Annotated in this window: 17 protein-coding genes and 4 pseudogenes; 13 read left to right on the top strand and 8 right to left on the bottom strand. The window is 67.8% G+C overall.

The genetic code is table 11. The features are described from left to right. Positions 1-11: 11 nt before the first annotated feature. Positions 12-1,166 (bottom strand): glycosyltransferase family 4 protein, encoded by a 1,155-nt coding sequence (locus QP165_RS15890; protein WP_333996347.1) that lies wholly within the window; start codon positions 1,164-1,166, stop codon positions 12-14. Between the two features lie 120 nt (positions 1,167-1,286). Between QP165_RS15890 and radA the strand changes: the two are divergent. The 5 genes and pseudogenes from radA to QP165_RS15915 all read left to right on the top strand — a co-directional run bounded on the left by radA (position 1,287) and on the right by QP165_RS15915 (position 5,871). Beyond that, positions 1,287-2,656, top strand: a pseudogene (radA, locus tag QP165_RS15895) (DNA repair protein RadA). Positions 2,657-2,724: 68 nt separating this feature from the next. Then, positions 2,725-3,290, top strand: a pseudogene (locus QP165_RS15900) (CvpA family protein). Then, positions 3,287-3,773 (top strand): annotated as a pseudogene (locus QP165_RS15905) (iron-sulfur cluster assembly scaffold protein). The pseudogenes QP165_RS15900 and QP165_RS15905 overlap by 4 nt, the downstream one beginning before the upstream one ends. Next, on the top strand, positions 3,773-5,536 hold the full coding sequence (locus tag QP165_RS15910) for a cation:proton antiporter domain-containing protein (RefSeq protein WP_333996348.1): 1,764 nt from the start codon (positions 3,773-3,775) through the stop codon (positions 5,534-5,536). The pseudogene QP165_RS15905 and the gene QP165_RS15910 overlap by 1 nt, the downstream one beginning before the upstream one ends. After that, entirely contained in the window at positions 5,533-5,871 is a 339-nt protein-coding gene (locus QP165_RS15915) for a DUF423 domain-containing protein (protein WP_333996349.1), read from the top strand. Before QP165_RS15910 ends, QP165_RS15915 begins: the two co-directional genes overlap by 4 nt. An 18-nt stretch (positions 5,872-5,889) precedes the next feature. Here QP165_RS15915 and QP165_RS15920 read toward each other — a convergent pair whose 3' ends face one another. Genes QP165_RS15920 through QP165_RS15930 form a run of 3 tightly spaced genes read right to left on the bottom strand, consistent with a single transcriptional unit; the run spans position 5,890 to position 7,666 of the window. Next, the gene (locus QP165_RS15920) at positions 5,890-6,030 is read right to left on the bottom strand and encodes a DUF2256 domain-containing protein (protein WP_333996350.1); all 141 of its coding nucleotides are present in this window, start codon (positions 6,028-6,030) and stop codon (positions 5,890-5,892) included. Beyond that, entirely contained in the window at positions 6,030-7,130 is a 1,101-nt protein-coding gene (gene aroB / locus QP165_RS15925; protein WP_333996351.1) for a 3-dehydroquinate synthase, read from the bottom strand. Before aroB ends, QP165_RS15920 begins: the two co-directional genes overlap by 1 nt. Further along, positions 7,127-7,666 (bottom strand): shikimate kinase, encoded by a 540-nt coding sequence (locus QP165_RS15930; RefSeq protein WP_333996352.1) that lies wholly within the window; start codon positions 7,664-7,666, stop codon positions 7,127-7,129. The genes aroB and QP165_RS15930 overlap by 4 nt, the downstream gene beginning before the upstream one ends. Positions 7,667-7,768: 102 nt before the next feature. Between QP165_RS15930 and QP165_RS15935 the strand changes: the two genes are divergently transcribed. The 4 genes from QP165_RS15935 (at position 7,769) to QP165_RS15950 (ending at position 11,744) form a co-directional block, all read left to right on the top strand. Continuing rightward, entirely contained in the window at positions 7,769-7,903 is a 135-nt protein-coding gene (locus tag QP165_RS15935) for a hypothetical protein (RefSeq protein ID WP_268795896.1), read from the top strand. 640 nt (positions 7,904-8,543) lie between these two features. Continuing rightward, positions 8,544-9,764: a hypothetical protein gene (locus QP165_RS15940; RefSeq protein WP_333996353.1), complete on the top strand. Its 1,221-nt coding sequence runs from the start codon at positions 8,544-8,546 to the stop codon at positions 9,762-9,764. Between the two features lie 39 nt (positions 9,765-9,803). Continuing rightward, the gene (locus QP165_RS15945; protein ID WP_333996354.1) at positions 9,804-10,787 is read left to right on the top strand and encodes a tyrosine-type recombinase/integrase; all 984 of its coding nucleotides are present in this window, start codon (positions 9,804-9,806) and stop codon (positions 10,785-10,787) included. Between the two features lie 9 nt (positions 10,788-10,796). Continuing rightward, positions 10,797-11,744, top strand: coding sequence for an acetyl-CoA carboxylase carboxyltransferase subunit alpha (locus QP165_RS15950; protein ID WP_056021275.1), 948 nt, complete (start codon positions 10,797-10,799; stop codon positions 11,742-11,744). Positions 11,745-11,841: 97 nt separating this feature from the next. Here the strand turns inward: QP165_RS15950 and QP165_RS15955 are convergent, their stop codons facing one another. Together QP165_RS15955 and QP165_RS15960 are read right to left on the bottom strand one after the other, a co-directional pair. Further along, on the bottom strand, positions 11,842-12,009 hold the full coding sequence (locus QP165_RS15955) for a Flp family type IVb pilin (protein WP_056022269.1): 168 nt from the start codon (positions 12,007-12,009) through the stop codon (positions 11,842-11,844). A 121-nt stretch (positions 12,010-12,130) separates the two neighbouring features. Next, positions 12,131-12,346, bottom strand: coding sequence for a Flp family type IVb pilin (locus QP165_RS15960; RefSeq protein WP_333996355.1), 216 nt, complete (start codon positions 12,344-12,346; stop codon positions 12,131-12,133). Positions 12,347-12,378: 32 nt separating this feature from the next. Here QP165_RS15960 and QP165_RS15970 point away from each other — a divergent pair. Further along, positions 12,379-12,704: pseudogene (locus tag QP165_RS15970) on the top strand (NUDIX domain-containing protein); the annotation flags it as partial. 102 nt (positions 12,705-12,806) lie between these two features. Here the strand turns inward: QP165_RS15970 and QP165_RS15975 are convergent. Both QP165_RS15975 and gntA read right to left on the bottom strand, forming a co-directional pair. Further along, positions 12,807-13,388: an urea carboxylase-associated family protein gene (locus QP165_RS15975; RefSeq protein ID WP_333996356.1), complete on the bottom strand. Its 582-nt coding sequence runs from the start codon at positions 13,386-13,388 to the stop codon at positions 12,807-12,809. After that, complete coding sequence (gntA, locus tag QP165_RS15980; RefSeq protein ID WP_056022271.1) at positions 13,381-14,067, bottom strand: guanitoxin biosynthesis heme-dependent pre-guanitoxin N-hydroxylase GntA; 687 nt, start codon at positions 14,065-14,067, stop codon at positions 13,381-13,383. Before gntA ends, QP165_RS15975 begins: the two co-directional genes overlap by 8 nt. 171 nt (positions 14,068-14,238) lie before the next feature. On the opposite strand from gntA, the gene QP165_RS15985 reads away from it, so the two are divergent. The 3 genes from QP165_RS15985 to QP165_RS15995 all read left to right on the top strand — a co-directional run bounded on the left by QP165_RS15985 (position 14,239) and on the right by QP165_RS15995 (position 17,594). After that, the gene (locus tag QP165_RS15985; protein ID WP_443019318.1) at positions 14,239-14,979 is read left to right on the top strand and encodes a Crp/Fnr family transcriptional regulator; all 741 of its coding nucleotides are present in this window, start codon (positions 14,239-14,241) and stop codon (positions 14,977-14,979) included. 1 nt (position 14,980) lies between these two features. Next, a complete protein-coding gene (locus QP165_RS15990; RefSeq protein ID WP_056021287.1) occupies positions 14,981-15,202 on the top strand; it encodes a hypothetical protein in 222 nt (73 codons plus the stop codon). Positions 15,203-15,266: 64 nt separating this feature from the next. After that, positions 15,267-17,594, top strand: coding sequence for a GH92 family glycosyl hydrolase (locus QP165_RS15995; protein ID WP_443019379.1), 2,328 nt, complete (start codon positions 15,267-15,269; stop codon positions 17,592-17,594). Positions 17,595-17,660 lie beyond the last annotated feature (66 nt).

Here is a 17,660-nt window from a genome sequence, read left to right on the forward strand (position 1 = left end):
ACCGTGGTCGATCAGGCGCGCCCGCGACGCGCCATCACCGCGAGATAGGTGTCGAGCACGGTCTGGTTGATCACGTCCCAGCGATAGCCCGCCGCTTTGGCATGCCCGGCATCGCCCATCGCGTGGCGCAGGCCCGGCTCGGCGACGATCCGGCCGATCGCGTCGGCATAGCCGGCGATGTCGGTCGGCGGCACCAGGAACCCGGTGCTGCCGTCGTCGATCAGGTCGACTGCGCCAGTCGCACGCGCCGCGACGACCGGAACGCTCGCCGCCATCGCCTCGAGCGTGACGTTGCCGAACGTCTCGGTCACGCTGGGATTGAAGAACACGTCCATCGACGCGACCGCGCGGCCAAGTGCGTCACCCGACTGGAACCCGGTGAACACCGCTTCCGGGACACGCCCTGCAAACCAGTCGCGCGCCGGGCCCTCGCCGACCACGACGACGCGGTGGCGGACGTCGCGGCGACGCAGTTCGGTCAGCACGTCGGCAAAGACGTCGAGCCCCTTTTCCTTCACCAGCCGGCCAAGAAACCCGACGACCATCTCGTCATCGGCAATCCCGAGCGAGCGGCGCCACGCCAGATCGCGTCGTTCGGGAGCGAACCGGTCATGATTGATCCCGCGCGACCAGATGCCGATCGACGACTTGACGCCCCAGTGCCGCAGCAGGTCGGCCATGCTCGGCCCGGGCACGACGACCTCGTCGACCAGATTGTAGAAGCGGGTCAGGCGCTTTTTCGCGAGCGGCTCGAGGAACCCCATCTTGTAATAGCGGAAATAGGTCTCGAACCGGGTGTGGAACGAGGCGACCGTCGCGATGTCGCGCTTGCGTGCATAGGCGACCGCCGCGTGGCCGAGAAACTCGGGCGCGGAGACATGGACGATATTGGGCGCAAACGCGTCGATGTCGCGGCGGACGCGCGGCGTGATCCCGAGCGCAGCGCGATATTCGCCGCGCCCGCCGACGAGCGGGATCGCGGGGACGTCGACCAGATCGCCGATCGCGGGAAAGGCGGGCTTGGCGACGGTCGGCGAATAGACGCGGACCTTGACGCCGCGCGAGAGGAGATGTCCGACGAGCAGGTTCAACGACTGGTTCGCGCCATCGCGGACGTAATTGTAATTGCCGCTGAAGAGGGCCACGCGGAGATCGGTCGGCTGCATCACCCGGGCGGATAGCGTCGCCCGCCCGCAAGCGCCAGACAATCCGGCCGCGAAGCGCCGCCGGGTCGCATCGGGGCGAACGATGTTCCCTTATCGTTCCTGTTGGGCTAGACCGCCGGCATGGCAAAGATCCAGAAGCGTTACGTGTGTCAGGCCTGCGGTTCGGTCGCCTCGCGCTGGGCGGGGCAGTGCGCGGACTGCCACGAGTGGAACACGCTGGTCGAGGAGGCGAACACCGCCGCGACGCCGTTCCATTCGAAGCACAACCTCCAAAGCGGTGGCCGTGCGATCCAGCTCGTCGGGCTCGATGCCGAGATCAAGCTGCCCGACCGGATGGCGACCGGGATCGCCGAGCTCGACCGCGCGCTGGGCGGCGGGTTCGTCGAGGGGTCGGCGACGCTGATCGGCGGCGATCCCGGGATCGGCAAGTCGACGCTGTTGCTGCAGGCCGCGGCGAAGATGGCGCTCGCGGGCCAGTCGGTCGCCTATGTCTCGGGCGAGGAGGCGGCCGATCAGGTCCGGCTGCGCGCGCGACGGCTGGGGCTCGGCAATGCGCCCGTCCAGCTCGCGGCGGCGACCTCGACGCGAGACATCCTGACGACGCTCCAGACGCGACCCCCGCGCTGCTGGTGATCGATTCGATCCAAACGATGCATTCGGACCTGATCGAGGGGGCGCCCGGCACGGTCAGCCAGGTCCGCGCGTCGGCGCAGGAGCTGATCCGCTTCGCCAAGGAGCGCGGCACCGCGGTGGTGCTGGTCGGGCACGTCACCAAGGACGGCTCGATCGCGGGGCCCCGCGTGCTCGAGCATATGGTCGACACGGTGCTGAGCTTCGAGGGCGAGCGCAGCCATCAGTACCGCATCCTGCGCGCGATCAAGAACCGCTTTGGCGGAACCGACGAGATCGGCGTCTTCTCGATGCAGACCGAGGGGCTGGCCGAGGTCGGCAACCCGTCGTCGCTGTTCCTGACGCACCGCGACGACGCGATGACCGGCGCGACGGTGTTCCCGGCGCTGGAGGGGACGCGGCCGGTGCTCGTCGAGATCCAGGCACTGACGGTGCGACTGGCATCGGGCGCGACTCCGCGGCGCGCGGTGGTCGGATGGGATTCGGGGCGACTGGCGATGATCCTCGCAGTGCTCGAGGCGCGGTGCGGGCTGAGCTTCTCGACCGCCGAAGTCTATCTCAACATTGCCGGGGGATACCGCGTCCAGGATCCCGCCGCCGATCTCGCGGTCGCGGCGGCGCTGATCTCGGCAATGGCGGAGCGGCCGGTGCCCGTCGATGCGGTCGTCTTCGGTGAGGTTGCGCTGTCGGGCGAGATCCGCCCGGTCGCGCACGGTCCGCTGCGCCTGAAGGAGGCCAGCAAGCTCGGGTTCGATTGCGCGCTCGTCCCGGCATCGATGACGGGGGAGAAGAGCGGGATGAAGCTGTCGGGATTCAAGACGCTGGCCGCGTTCGTCGACCACATGCTCGGGCGCGGCTGACGGCGCTGGCGGCGACAAGCCGCATCGCCGCACTAGCGGATGCCCGCGCACGTCCCTATTCCAGAGCCATGAACCTGTCCGCCCTCGACGTGATCGTCCTGCTCGCCGTTGCCGGTTCGGCTGTTCTCGGCCTGTTGCGCGGGTTCGTCACCGAAGTGCTGTCGATGTTCGCCTGGGTCGCGATGGTGGCGATGCTCAAGCTGTTCCACATCCCGGTCGCCGCCGCGCTGACCCCCTCGTGGGGACGGTGAGCGGGGCGGCCGTGCTGGCGTTCGCGATCATCACCGGGCTGACCTATATCGGTGGACGGCTGGTCGCCAACGCGATCGGCGCGCGGACGCGGACATCGATCCTGGGGCCCGTCGACCGTGCGCTGGGGTTCGGGTTCGGGGCGCTCAAGGGCCTGATCCTCGCCAGCCTCGTGTTCCTGCTGGCGACGCTGGTCATCGACACGATGGGCGGCGGGCCCGCGCGGCGGCCATCGTGGATGACGGGGTCGCGGACCTATCCGCTGCTGAATGCGACGAGCGCCAGCATCGCCGACTTCGTCGACCGTCGTCGTCGCGGCAAACCGGTGTTCGGCGCGCGAACGCCGGCATCGCCCTCTGAAAACGCAAGTGAGCCAACGTCATGAGTGCCACGCTGTACAATGCCGAGATCCTGCGCCTCGCCGCGTCGATCCCGCACAACGAGCGGCTGTCAGAGCCGATGGCGACCGCCGAGCGACGCTCGCCAATCTGCGGGAGCCGGGTGACGGTCGACGTGACCGTCGACGCCGATGGCCGGGTCGACACGGTCGGATTGCTGGTCCGCGCCTGTGCGCTGGGGCAGGCGTCGTCGTCGCTGCTGGCGGCGAACATCGTCGGGCGCGATGCCGCCGAACTCGGCGCGATCCGCGATCTCGCTGACCGCATGGCTCGCGCGCGAGGGCGATCTGCCGGAATGGCCGGGGCTCGACATCTTCGTTCCCGCGCTCGACTATACCGCGCGACATCCCTCGATCCGGCTCGCGTTCGAAGCGGCTGCCGACGCCGCTGCCGCCGCTGCGAAGCAGAGCGGTTCGCGAGCGGATGCCGACCAGCGATCGGCGACCGCCTCCGCCGGGGCCGACGTCTGATGCACGACGGCACGACGCCGTCACTGCTTCGCGACGGGGTGGTCCTGCTCGGATTCGGGCTGGTCTTCGTGCTGCTGTTCCGGCGGATCGGGCTCGGCGCGACGCTCGGGTATCTCGTCGCCGGCGCGGTGGTCGGGCCGCATGTCCTCGGGCTGGTCGGCGATGCGGAGGCCAAGCTTGGCATCGCCGAACTCGGTATCACGCTGCTGCTGTTCATCGTCGGCCTCGAGCTCAACCCGACGCGATTGTGGCGGATGAAGCACGAGATCTTCGGGCTCGGGCTGATGCAGGTGGTCGCGTGCGGCTTGGCGATCACCGCGATCGTGTGGCTCTTCGCGCATTTCTCGCTGCCTGCCGCGCTCGCGCTCGGATTGCCGCTCGCGCTGTCGTCGACCGCGCAGGTGCTGCCGATGCTCCAGTCGTCGGGCCGGATGCGGACGCCCTTCGGCGAACGTGCCTTCTCGATCCTGCTGTTCCAGGATCTGTCGATCGTGCCGCTGATCACGATCGTCGCAGCGATGAGCCGCAACCCCGCCGACGCCAACGCGCCGCCGGGATGGCTGCTCGCGATCTACACCGTCGTGGCCGTAGGCGGACTGATCATCGCGGGGCGCTTTCTGCTGCGGCCGTTTTTCCGGCTGATCGGCAATCTGGGCGAGCGCGAGATGTTCGTGTTCGCCGGATTGTTCACGGTGATCGCGAGCGCGGCGGTGATGGAATGGCTCGGGCTGTCGACCGCGCTCGGCGCGTTCATCGCGGGCGTGATGCTGGCGGACAGCCCGTACCGGCACGAGCTCGAGGCCGATGTCGAGCCGTTCCGTTCGATCCTGCTCGGGCTGTTCTTCCTCGCGGTCGGCATGCTGCTTGATCTCGGCGCGATCGCCGAGCGGCCCTTCTTCGTGCTGGCGATGGCGATCGCGTTGATCGCCACCAAGACCGGCGTGATCATGGCGATCGGGCTGGCGTTCAAGATGACCTGGCGACAGGCGTTTGCGCTCGGCCTGTTGCTCAGCCAGGGCGGCGAGTTCGGGTTCGTGCTGTTCGCGCAGGCGCAGGCCGGGCTGCTGATCGATCCCGAGGCGGCAAGCCTGTTCGGCGCGATCATCACCCTGTCGATGGCGACGACGCCGTTCCTGATGGGGATCACGCGCCGGTTCCGCGCCGAGCCGATTGCGGCGGGTGGCGACCGCGATGGTCCGACGGCGGACGGATCGAACGCGATCATCGTCGGCTATGGCCGGTTCGGGCAGACGGTCGGGCAGATGCTGCTGGCGCAGGACATCCCCGTCACGCTGATCGATACCGATATCGAGATGATCGATATCGCCGGCGAGTTCGGCGCAAAGGTCTATTATGGCGATGGCACGCGGCTCGACCTGTTGCGACAGGCGGGCGCGGCGGAGGCGGAACTCATCTGCTTTTGCATGGACGGCGACCAGCTCGATGCCGAGATGCTCGACACGATCCATCAGGCGTTCCCGAAGGCGGCGCTCTACGTGCGCGCCTATGACCGCCGCGCGCTGGTCAAGCTCAAGACGTCGGCAGCCGACTATGTCGTGCGCGAGGTCCTCGAATCGGCGGTGAAGATGGCGCGGCTGGCGCTGCGCGGGCTGGGGGTCACGCCCGCCGAGATCGACCGGGCGGAGGAGCGGTACCGGTCGCGCGACAAGGAACGGTTGCGGATCCAGGTCGCCGCGTCCGACATCGGCGCGGCGCGGGCAGAGACCGCGCAGCGCTTTCCATGGGGGAATGATCCGCGATGATACCCGTTTCATTCCTCGTGATCGCCGCTGCGCTGTCCGGTGCGATCGCCGTCGCGGCGGGGGCGTTCGGTGCGCATGGTGCGAGCGGGGCGGCGGTCGAATGGCTCAAGACCGGCGCCCAATATCAGCTGATCCATGTCGTCGCTGCGCTGGTGGCGATACGGATGGAAGCGCGCGGGCCGGCCTGGCTGTTCGTCGGCGGCGCGGCGATCTTCGCGGTGACGCTCTATGCGATGGCGCTCGGGGCGCCGCGGTGGCTGGGCGCGGTCACGCCGATCGGCGGCGTCCTGCTCATCGCTGGCTGGCTCTGGCTGGCGTGGAGCGCGCGGGGCTGAGGGGCCCGCGCGGCGCGTTTAGCGCTTCTTGCGACAGGCGTCCGAGCAATAGGTGACATTGTCCCAATCGCGCGCCCATTTCTTGCGCCACGTGAACGGACGCTCGCAAGCCGGGCAGATCTTGGTCGGCAGGTTCTGCTTGGCGACGCCGTTGGGCATTATCGCGCCTCCGCGTCGAGGAAGCCCGCGACGGTCGACAGGTTCACGGTCTTGTCGAGATAGGTCTGGCCGATGCCCCGCGCGAGCAGGAACGGCAGCGTGCCTGCCGCCATCTTCTTGTCATGGCGCATATGATCGACGAGCCGGGCACCGGTCGCCGATATCCCGGCGGCGGCGAGGCCATCGGGCAGCCCGACGGCACGCCAATGCGCCGCGACGCGCGTCGCGTCCTGGCCCGGGCAGATGCCCTGCGCCGCGGAAAAGCGGAAGGCGAGCGCGCATCCTGCGGCCACGCCTTCACCGTGTATCAGCGCCTGCGAAAAGCCCGTCTCGGCCTCCAGCGCGTGGCCGAAAGTATGGCCGAGGTTGAGCAATGCGCGTGTCCCGGTCGTCTCATGCTCGTCAGCGGCCACGATCCGCGCCTTGGCGGCAACGCTGTGCGCGATCGCGTGGGTGCGCAGCGCGACATCGCCCGCGAGCAAGGCAGCGCCGTTCGCCTCGCACCATTCGAAGAACGCGAAATCGTCGATCAGGCCGTATTTCACGACCTCGGCATAGCCCGCGCGCAGCTCGCGTATCGGCAAGGTGTCGAGCAGTTGTGGATCGATCAGCACCATCGCGGGCTGGTGGAAGGCGCCGATCAGGTTCTTGCCCGCGCGCGTGTTGATTGCGGTCTTGCCGCCGACCGAGCTGTCGACCTGTGCCAGCAGCGACGTCGGGATCTGGACGAACTGGCACCCGCGCTTGAGGATCGCACAGGCGAATCCGACGAGATCGCCGATCACGCCACCACCCAAAGCGACGACGTGATCGCCGCGTTCGATGCCGAGGTCGAGCAGCCGGTCGCACAGCGTCTCGAGCGTCGCCCAGCTTTTCGATCCCTCGCCGGGGGGCAGCACGATCGCCTCGCTCGCGACGCCGTTCTGCGTCAGCGAGGCTTGGAGCGTCGCGAGATGACCGGTCAGGTTCGCATCGGTGACGATGGCCATCGTCCGCCCGCGCGCGAGCGGCGCGAGACGCGCCCCGGCGGCGGCGAGCGATCCGGCCTCGATATGGATCGGATAGCTCCGGGCGCCGAGGTTCACGGTGATCGTCGTCATAGTCCGATGGCTTTCAGGATGGACGCAACGGTCGCTTCATGCGGGGCCTTGTTGCTCGCGATGTGGATATGCGCCTTGGCGTAGATCGGGTTGCGGATGCGCGCGAGTTCGGCGAGCACCTGGCCCGCGTCCCGGTTGCGCAGCAGCGGCCGCGTGTTGCGCCGGCCGACCCGCTCGACGAGAATGTCGGGATGCGCGCTGAGCCAGATCGCGGTCGCTTCCGCGAGGATCAGGCTGCGCGTTTCCTCGTTGATGAACGCACCCCCGCCGGTCGCGATGACCTTGGGCTTGCCGTCGATCAGTCGCGCGATCACGCGGCGTTCGCCGTCGCGAAAATACGCTTCGCCGTATTTTTCGAAGATCTCGCTGACGGTCATTCCCGACGCCGCCTCGATCTCGTGATCGGCATCGACGAACGGCAGGCGGAGGCGTTGCGCGAGGCGGCGGCCGACCGTCGTCTTGCCCACGCCCATCAATCCGACGAGGACGAGGGGGCGGCCGCTCCAGGGGGCAATCGGGTTGTGGCTTTGCAACATCGCGGGCCGCGCTATACAGCGACGCTGCGCGGGGGAAACGCCAACCACGTGCGTAATTGCTCTGTTCGCCTTCTTCGTATCCGTCTCAACAAGGTTTTGCGTATGTCCCGCCTGATAGTCTCGGTCGTCGTCGTTCTGGTCGTGGTCATCGGCGGGCTGTTCCTGCTCGCAGGGCGCGCCACCGAACGCCCCCAGACGCAAGTCGAGAAGGCCGTGACGCTTGCGAACCTTTCCTAAGGTCACGCTGGCGGCGCTGGCCGCGACCTGCGCGCTCGCGGCGCTGGCGCCGGCGATCGGGCAGGATCGTCCCGAATCGATCCTGCCCCCGGGTTCGGTGACACGACGCCGGCGCCGGCACCGACCCCGCGGGCACCGTCCTCAGGCGCACCGGCCCAGCCCGCCCGGCCGGCTCCGTCCGGCCAGCCCGGAGCCCCCGCACAACCGGTCGCACCCGTTCCGGCGCCACCAGGCGGTCTGGCGACGATCCAGCCGCTGCCGCCCTCGTCGCCTCCGACGGGGCCGGACGGGGCGCCGATCGTGCCCCCGGTCGGCACACCGGCGCCGATCGATCCCGCGGTCGTCGCGCAATATGAAATGCCGGCCTTCGCGCGCCGCTCGCTCGATCGGGTCGGCGCGATCGGCCAGACCGAAGGCGGCCTTGCGGCAGACGCCTTCGGTGCGGCCGATGGCCCGTATCTCCAGACGCTGATGCGCCGGCTGACCGCGCCGCTGCCGTCGCGGTGGATGTCGATCCTGCTGCGGCGCGTGCTGGTATCGCGCGTCGAGACACCGGCAGGCGTCAACGGCGCGGATTTCGCCGCCGAGCGCGGCTGGCTGTTGCTGCGGATGGGCGAGATCGGTTGCAGCGCGCGCGGTCGTGCAGGGCGTCGACACCGCCAACTACACGCCCAAACTCTATCAGGTGGCGATGAACACCGCGCTGGCGACGGGCGATCCCGGCGGTCTGTGTCCGCTGGTCGACGGCGCAATACAGCGCGTGCCGGCGCGAAGCTGGACGCTGGCGCAGGCGATGTGCGCGGGCCTGTCGGGCGAACCGTCGCGGGCGGGAACGCTGATCACCGCGGCGCGGCGGCGCAACGTCGCCAGCGGCGTCGACATGCTGCTGGCGCAGAAGGTCGTCGGCGCCGGCGGGCAGGGCCGCCAGGCGGTGACGATCGAGTGGGACGGCGTCGATCAGCTGACGACATGGCGGCTCGGGCTGGCGATGGCGACGGGGGTGGTCGTTCCCGATCCGTTGTTCGCCACGGTCGGACCGCAAGCGACCTATTGGCGCGCCTTGTCTCCCGGGCTGACGATCGGCAACCGGTTGGCGGCGGCCGAGGCGGCAGCGGCGCAGGGTGTGCTGTCGAATGCCGCGCTGGTCGACCTGTACGGGGCAGCCGATGGTGACGACAGCGTCCAGAGTGCGGCAACCGCGACCGCGCAGGACCTGCGCACCGCCTATGCCGATCGCAACGCAGAGGCACGGCTGACCGCGCTGCGATCGATCTGGGGGGCGAGCACGGATGCCGCACCCGCCTATGCGCGACTGGTACTGACGGCGCGGGCCGCGGTGCGGATCCCGGCGGCGCTGGGCAAGGGAGATGCCGACCGGCTGGTCGCGTCGATGCTGTCCGCGGGGCTGGACCACAGCGCGTCACGCTGGCTCGGCGTCGTCGATCGCGGCGGGGACGCGTGGGCGATGCTCGTGCTCGCCGACCCCAATCCGGGGGCCCGGTTGAGCTATGGCGATCTCGCCTCCTATTCGGGCGGACCCGGCGATTCGGCGCTGAAGCAGCGGATGCTGTTCGCGGGGCTCGCGGGGCTCGGCAGGCTGAGTGCGGGCGATATCGAGCGGGCGGCACAAGCGCTCGGCGTGCCGATCGGGACGGAAAATGCCTGGACGCGCGCGCTCGACCGCGCGGCGCGCGCGGGACAGCCCGGAACCGTCGCGCTTCTTGCCGCAACCGGTCTGCAGACGGCACGCTGGCATGGTGTCCCGCCCGAGGCGCTGTACCGGATCGTCGCCGCGCTGCGGGCCGTGGGGCTCGAGGGCGAGGCGCGGATGCTGGCCGCCGAAGCGATCGCGCGCGCGTGACCGCGGCGCCGGCCCGACCGCGTGCGCGAGGGCCTCGTGATGCATGACGGCGACGACGACGGCGTCTCCGCCGACACGCTTGCGTCGGGGAGGAGCGCGGACCTCGCCGACCGTGCGCTGATCGACCGGTTTCTCGAGATGATGGCGGCGCAGGCAGGGTCGGCGGCGAACACGATCGCCGCCTATCGCAGCGACCTGTCGCTGGCGTCCAAGATGCTCGATGGCGATCTGGCGACCGCGGATGGCGAGGCGCTCGTCCGGCTCTCGGCGACGTGGCGTGACCTGTCACGCGCGACGATCAGCCGGAAATCGGCCGCACTGCGGCGGTTCTACGGATTTCTTGCCGACGAGGGGCACCGGGAGGACGATCCGGGCAAGGCGCTGCCCCGGCCCGGAACGGCCCGGTCGCTCCCCAAGATCCTGGGGCATGACGACGTCGACCGGCTGTTCGCGGCGATCGTCGCGCGAATCGGGCGCGATCCACCCGACCCGCGCGATGTACGACTGTCGTCGCTGATCGAGCTGCTCTACGGCTCCGGCCTGCGCGCGACCGAGCTGATCAGCCTGCCGCGCAATGCGGTGCACCCCGATCGACCGTTCGTCATCCTGCGCGGCAAGGGCGGGCGCGAGCGGCTGGTGCCCATATCCGATCGCGCGCGCGCCGCCGTCGCGCTCTGGCGCGCGCATGTCCCCGTCGATTCACCTTGGCTGTTCCCCTCGGGCAAGCGGCATCTGTCGCGCATCCGCCTGTACCAGCTGGTCAAGGCACTCGCTGCCGAGGCAGGGGTGCCGCCCGACCGCGTGAGCCCGCACGTGCTGCGCCACGCCTTTGCCACGCACCTGCTTGCCGGCGGGGCCGATCTGCGCGCGCTGCAGGCGATGCTGGGCCATGCCGATATCGCCACCACCGAGATCTATACGCATGTCGAAGCGAGCAAACTGGTCGAACTGGTCAATACGCGCCACCCGCTGAACGACGCCGCGAACCCGCCCCGCGTTGACGTTCAAGTCCGCGAGCCGTAACCGGCGCGGATGCCAAGCTTCCTCGACTTCGAGAAACCGATCGCCGAACTGCAGGGGCGGATCGACGAACTCCGTGACACCGCGACCGACGGCAGCGTCGATCTGTCCGCCGACATCGCCCGTCTGCAGGCCAAATCGGACAAGCTCCTGAAGGATACGTTCGCCCGGCTGACGCCGTGGCAGAAGACGCAGGTCGCGCGTCATCCAGAGCGTCCGCACTTCAAGGATTACGTCGCCGCGCTTTTCGACGAGTTCATCCCGCTCGCGGGCGACCGGGCGTTCGGTGACGACCAGGCGATCCTGGGCGGGTTCGCGACGTTCCGCGGGCGCAGGATCATGGTGCTGGGGCACGAGAAGGGCGACGATACCGCCAGCCGTCTCCGCCACAATTTCGGCATGGGCAAGCCCGAGGGCTATCGCAAGGCGATCCGTCTGGTCGAGCTGGCGAACCGCTTCGGATTGCCGATCGTGACGCTGGTCGACACCTCGGGCGCGTTCCCCGGGATCCAGGCCGAAGAACGCGGCCAGGCCGAGGCCATCGCGCGCTCGACCGAGGCGTGCCTCAACGCCGGCGTCCCGATCGTTTCGGCGATCGTCGGCGAGGGCGGGTCGGGCGGCGCGGTCGCGCTGGCCGCGGGTAATCGCGTGCTGATGTTCGAACATGCCGTGTATTCGGTGATCAGCCCCGAGGGCTGCGCGTCGATCCTGTGGCGGACCGCGGACAAGGCACCCGAGGCGGCCGAGGCGATGCGGATCACCGCGCAGGACCTGAAGACGTTCGGCGTGATCGACACCGTCGTCGCGGAACCGCTCGGGGGTGCCCACCGCGATTCGGCAACGGCGATCGACGCGCTCGGCACCGCGATCTCGGCCGCGCTCGACGAGCTCGTGCCGCTATCGGCGGGGGATCTGCGCAAGGAGCGTCAGGCGAAGTTCCTCAAGATGGGACGCCTCTGAGCGTTCCTGCCGGGCAGGGCGTCCAAACGAAAATGGGCGGCGGATCCTGTGATCCGCCGCCCATTCGCTGTGCAATCCGGTAAAGGATCGCGGAGGATCAACCAGCCGTCATCTTGCTGCTGACGTTGTTGAAGGTCTTGTTCAGGCTCGTGCCCAGACCCTGCATCGCGGCGATGGCTGCGACGGCGATCAGTGCGGCGATCAGGCCGTACTCGATTGCGGTCGCGCCCTTGTTGTCCTTGAAAAGCTTGCGGATCATCTGCATTCCGGTCTCCATCGTTAAAAAGCTTCAGTCACCCGGCCGGCCCGGATCGACCGGAACAGCAATTCCGATCCCTAGGCGCGAGCGATTGAGAAATTCTTAAAACCGCAAATCTTTCGTATGCTTAGCGGGCGGCCGCGACCCGGGTGTGGAGCATGTTCCACAGGGACGAGGTGCTGTCGGCGAGCATCACAAGCCCCGTCATCATGCCGAGCACGACGAGGGCCAGGATCAGGCCATATTCGACCGCCGTCGCCCCGCGGAGGTTCCCGAGCAGCGTGGTGGCCACACGCAGGACGCGGGCACAGACTGGCTTTACGCTTCGGAGTTTCGGCCTCATGCCGCGTCGTAATAGAGTCAGGAGCTTAACGAATGGCCAATGATACTGCGCTGTTGCCCGTCGTCGCGGCGGCGTTGGTCGACGCGGATGGTCGCGTACTGTTGCAGCAGCGACCCGCGGGCAAATCGCTTGCCGGGCTCTGGGAATTTCCCGGGGGAAAATCGAGCCGGGCGAGACGCCCGAGGACGCGCTGATCCGCGAACTTGAGGAGGAACTGGCGATCATGGTGCCGCATGCGTGCCTCGCGCCGGCGGTCTTCGCGAGCGCGCCGCTGGGCGACCGGCACCTGCTGCTGCTGCTGTTCGTCACGCGGAAGTGGACGGGCGTTCCGCGCGCGCTCGAGGCGGACGCGCTGCGGTGGGTCCATCCGCGTGACATGCACGACCTGCCGATGCCGCCTGCCGACAAGCCGCTCATCGGCCTGCTGGACGCGCTGCTATAGCTGTACCGAAAAATCTGGTCAGCTGATCGAATACTGGATCGGCTTGAACGATCCGCCGTTCGACTGCAGCGCCGAGCACGCGGTCAGTCCGATGATCAGGTCCATCTCGGCGCGGAACGTGATCGTATCCCCGGCGCGGCTGAGTGGCGGCTCGACCGTGAACGCGCCCGTCGACCCGTCGATCGGCACGTTCATGAAACAGTTGAACGCGGTGGGGATCGCGTCGGGCTCCACGCCATAAGGCGCCAGCGCTTCGGCGAGATTGCCGAAGCATCCGCGGTGTGGATCGGTATCGCCGTAGATGATGGCGAAGGTTTCACGCGAGCACGGCGTCAGCAGGAAGTCGTGCCGCCCCACGTCGTCGCCGATGATGTCGAGCATCACGTTGCTGCGGTTCGAATAGAGCCGATCCCCCGTCGTGAGGTACAGTCGGCTGGCGTAATCGAGCGTACGCCCCGACGAGATCACTTCGCGTATGTCCGTACGGCTGTACGCGAGGAGATCCGCGACCTGACGGCCTTCGGGATCGATGACGGTCAGAGTCTGGCCGCGATCGAGCGTGAACCCGGCGCCGGAGCGCGGTGCAATCGTATCAACCATGCGCGCTGCTCCGCTTGAAGGGACATTTCCACGAGTCGTCGACGACCCGGCCGCTATATTGCCGCGCTTCGCTCGATTCTCCGTGACGCGCGAGCATCGGGTTCATCGTCCCCGCCAGTTGCAGATCGCGATCGAGGATCGACGTCCGCAGCTTGTCATAGCGTTGCTGCGTGCGCAGCACCTCGAACTGGTCGTGCAGGTTGAACACCATCGCCGGCGTCTGGAACCGGCGCGCGGGGCGGCTCGCATTGGGGTGAAGGCCGACGACAAAAAATGCCTCGCCCGAAAAGCTCAGCGAGAAATGCGGATCATCCGGATCGGCGCTCACCGACGGATCGGGGCGGTTGCCCAGCCATTCGTCCTTGTCGCTGAGCGACTGCGCGCGCGCCCAGAGATGCGCTTCGAATTCCTCTTCGCTCAGCTGCTCGGGGCCTTCGAACAGCACGACCATCGTGCGGAAGATGGCGCGATCCTTCTGGTATTTTCGTACCGTGTCGGCGAGCATCGGGAGGATCCGCAGATCGTCCCAGGCCGAGCGCACATCGCGGGCGACGACGATGTCCATCTGCCCGCGACCAAGCGCGGATTTGGCGCCGACGCACGGAAAGGCGGTAGCCTGAACCGTCGCGATGAACGCCTGGGCGAGAGGGTGGTCATTTTGGGTCTGGGGGAGATACATGCCGACGCCGAACAGTCCACGACGCACAAGGTTTCATCTGCGAGCGGAGTCGTTGACCTCGATCAGTCAGAAAACTTGCAGCCGGCATACTTCAGTTCGTACAGGCAGGCGTAGACAGCCGGCGGCTTACAGGCAGGGTGGACGGGCGATGGCGACCGCAAAGGGATGGGGATGCTGACAGGTAAGTTTCTACTAGGTCGCGGTCGGGATGAATTGACCGAAAACGAGGCCATGATCCTCGAAAACAGCGTCCATGACGTCAAGACGATGCCCGGCCGGTTCCGGCTCGTCCGCGCAGGCGAACCCGTGGAAACGAGCACGTTGCTGCTCGAGGGGTTCATCTGCCGCTACATGGACGACCGTGACGGGCTGCGGCAGCTCGTCGCGGTGCACGTCCCCGGCGATTTCGTCGACCTGCACGCCTTCCCGATGAAGCGGCTCGATCACGACGTCGCGACGCTGGGACCGGTCAAGGTCGCGTTGTTCGAACATGCCACGCTCCAGACGATCACCGAAAACCACCCGCATCTCACGCGGATGCTGTGGTTCAGCACGTTGCTCGACGCCGCACAGCACCGCGAATGGATCTTCCGGATCGGACGACTGGGCGCGGAAGGCCGCATCGCGCACCTGTTCTGCGAGATCTATACGCGGTTGCAGATGGTCGGACTGGCCAGCGACGGTCGGTTCACGCTGCCGATGACGCAGCCGGACCTGGCCGAGGCCTGCGGCATCACCGGGGTCCATGTGAATCGTGTCCTGCGGATGCTTCGCGAGCGCAACTTGTTGACTTTCAAGGCAAATGCTGGACACATCATTGACTTCCCGGCGCTTGCCAAGATCGGCGAATTCGTTCCGGACTATCTGTATGGCAAGGCCGAAACCGAGTCGGGAGCGTCTCATGATCGATAGAATGAAATCCGAAGACACGCCGGGCGTTGCCGCCGCGGAAAGCGGCGAAGTGACGCTGGACGGCCCCGATGGCGTGGCGATCACCTTCAGCCCCGCGGCAGCGCGCGAAACGGGTCAGCGCTTGATCCAGGCGGCCGATATGGCCGACAAGCAGCGCAGGGATGCTGCAATGGCCCCCGGTGGCGATGTGGGGGATGGCGATGACGACGAGGGTGATGAATAGCCTGAGGGCTACGGTCCGGCAGGCGGATCGAACGCGGCGGTTCTCCTGGCGCGGCCTGGCGAGCATGGTGCCGCTCGCCGTCGCCGTCTCTGCGGCCGCACCAGCGGCGGGACAGGAGGCCGCTGCCGCACCAGCGGCGCGGTCTTCGGCGTACGACAGCGTCGACCCGATGATCGGCACCGGCGGCGAGGGGCATACGTTCCCGGGCGCCAGCGCGCCGTTCGGCATGGTGCAGCTGAGCCCGGACACCGATACCGGGTGCGAGATCCGCAAATGCTATGCGCACGCCGCGGGCTATCGCTACGACGACCCGACCATCCAGGGTTTCAGCCACACGCATTTCTCGGGCGCCGGGCATTCCGATCTGGGTGACATCCTGGTGATGCCGATGTCGGGCGACGTGACGTCGTTCGATCCGGGGGATCCGGCGAAACCGGGGACGGGATACCGGTCGCGGTTCAGCCATGCGAGCGAGATCGCGCAGCCGGGCTATTACGCGGTCACGCTCGACGACGCGAAGGTGCGTGCCGAGATGACCGCCGGGACGCGGATCGGCGTGCATCGCTATCGCTTCCCCGCGGCAACCGCCGCGCATCTGATCATCGACCTGCGCAGTTCGCTTTATGCGTACCCCGGCAAGATCCTCTGGTCGTCGTTGCGGCTGCGCGCCGACGGGACGCTGACCGGGATGCGCGAGACCCGCGGCTGGGCGCCGGGGCGCAAGCTGTTCTTCGCCATGCGCTTTTCCAAGCCGATCACCGCGCACGCGTTCGTCAACCGAGAGACGGACGTACCGTATAGGGGCTTCCAGGGACCGGGGCGCGGCACCGATGCGGTTCCCGAGCTGCTCGGTCGCGCGCTCGAGGCGCGGCTCGATTTCGGGCCGCTCGATGCGCCGCTCGAGGTGCGCGTCGCGGTGTCGGGGGTCGACGAGGCGGGCGCGATCGCCAATCTCGACAGCGAACCGGGCGGGTTCGACGCGGTTCGCGCCGCGACGCGGTCCGCCTGGACCCAGGCGCTCGACGCGGTCGCGATCGCCGCCGCGCCGAAGATGCGGACGAACGTCTATACCGCGCTGTACCACAGCCTGCTCGCCCCCAGCGTCTGGAGCGATGCGGATGGCCGGTTCCGCGGTCCGGACGATCAGGTGCACAAGGCCGACGGCTACACCGTCCGATCGACGTTTTCGCTATGGGACACGTTCCGCGCCGAGCATCCGCTGCTGACGCTCGTACAGCCCGCACGGACCAGCGACGATATCGTCCGGTCGCTAATCGCAAGCCGGACGTTCAGCCCGCACGGGATCCTGCCGGTATGGCAGTTCGCCGGACGCGAGACGTGGACGATGATCGGCTATCATGCGGTTCCCGTCATCGCCGATGCCTATCTGAAGGGCGTGCAGGGCTATGATGGCAATGCGGCGCTCGACGCGATGGTCGCGAGTGCGGACTATGCCCCCTATGGCGGGCTCGGCGACTATATCGCGCAGGGCTATGTCCCGATCGATAAGGAGCCGGAGGCGGCGTCGAAGACGGTCGAATATGCCTATGACGACTGGACGATCGCGCGGATGGCCCGCGCGCTGGGACGGAACGACGTCGCCGCGCGGTTCGAGAAGCGCGCGGGCAACTGGCGCAACAGCTTCGACGTCAAGACCGGGTTCCTGCGCGCGCGCAAAAGCGACGGCAGCTTTCGCGTCCCGTTCGACCCGACCGCGATCAATTACGGATCGGACTATACCGAGGGCAATGCCTGGCAATATTCCTGGTTCGTGCCGCACGACCAGGGCGGGCTGTTCCGCCTGCTCGGCGGCGACAGGAAGGTCGTCGCCAAGCTCGATGCGATGTTCGACTTCGACAATTCAAAGATCGACTACAGCCATGCCGAGGATATCGCCGGGCTGATCGGCCAATATATCCATGGCAACGAACCCAGTCATCACGTCGCCTATCTCTATGACTTCGCAGGACAACCCTGGCGGACGCAGGAGCGGTTGAAGCAGATCGTCGAGAGCCAGTACAAGCCGACGCCGGACGGGCTGTCGGGCAATGACGATCTGGGCCAGATGTCCGCCTGGCTCGTCTTTACCGCGCTTGGCTTCTATCCGGTGGCGCCGGGCACCGGCGAATATGTCATCGGCCGCCCGTTCGTCGATCGCGCGGCGTTGACGGTCCCCGGCGGCAAGACGTTCACGATCGTTGCGGACGGACTGACGCCCGCCAACGCCTATGTCGGGCGCGTCACGCTGAACGGAAAACCGCTCGCGAAAAGCGTCGTCACCCACGCGCAAATCCTCGCCGGCGGCGAATTGCGGTTCGTCATGCAAGCCAAACCCAACGTGAAATGGGCGACGAGCAAGGCTGCGCGTCCCTATTCGATGACGCCCTATTAACCGCGCCGCGATGACTTCGCGCACCGCCCACTTTTCGAGGCGGGCGGTGCACGGGGTTTCGCCACG

The organism is Sphingomonas sp. 22R3R2A-7, assembly GCF_036856055.1.
Taxonomy (GTDB): domain Bacteria; phylum Pseudomonadota; class Alphaproteobacteria; order Sphingomonadales; family Sphingomonadaceae; genus Sphingomonas.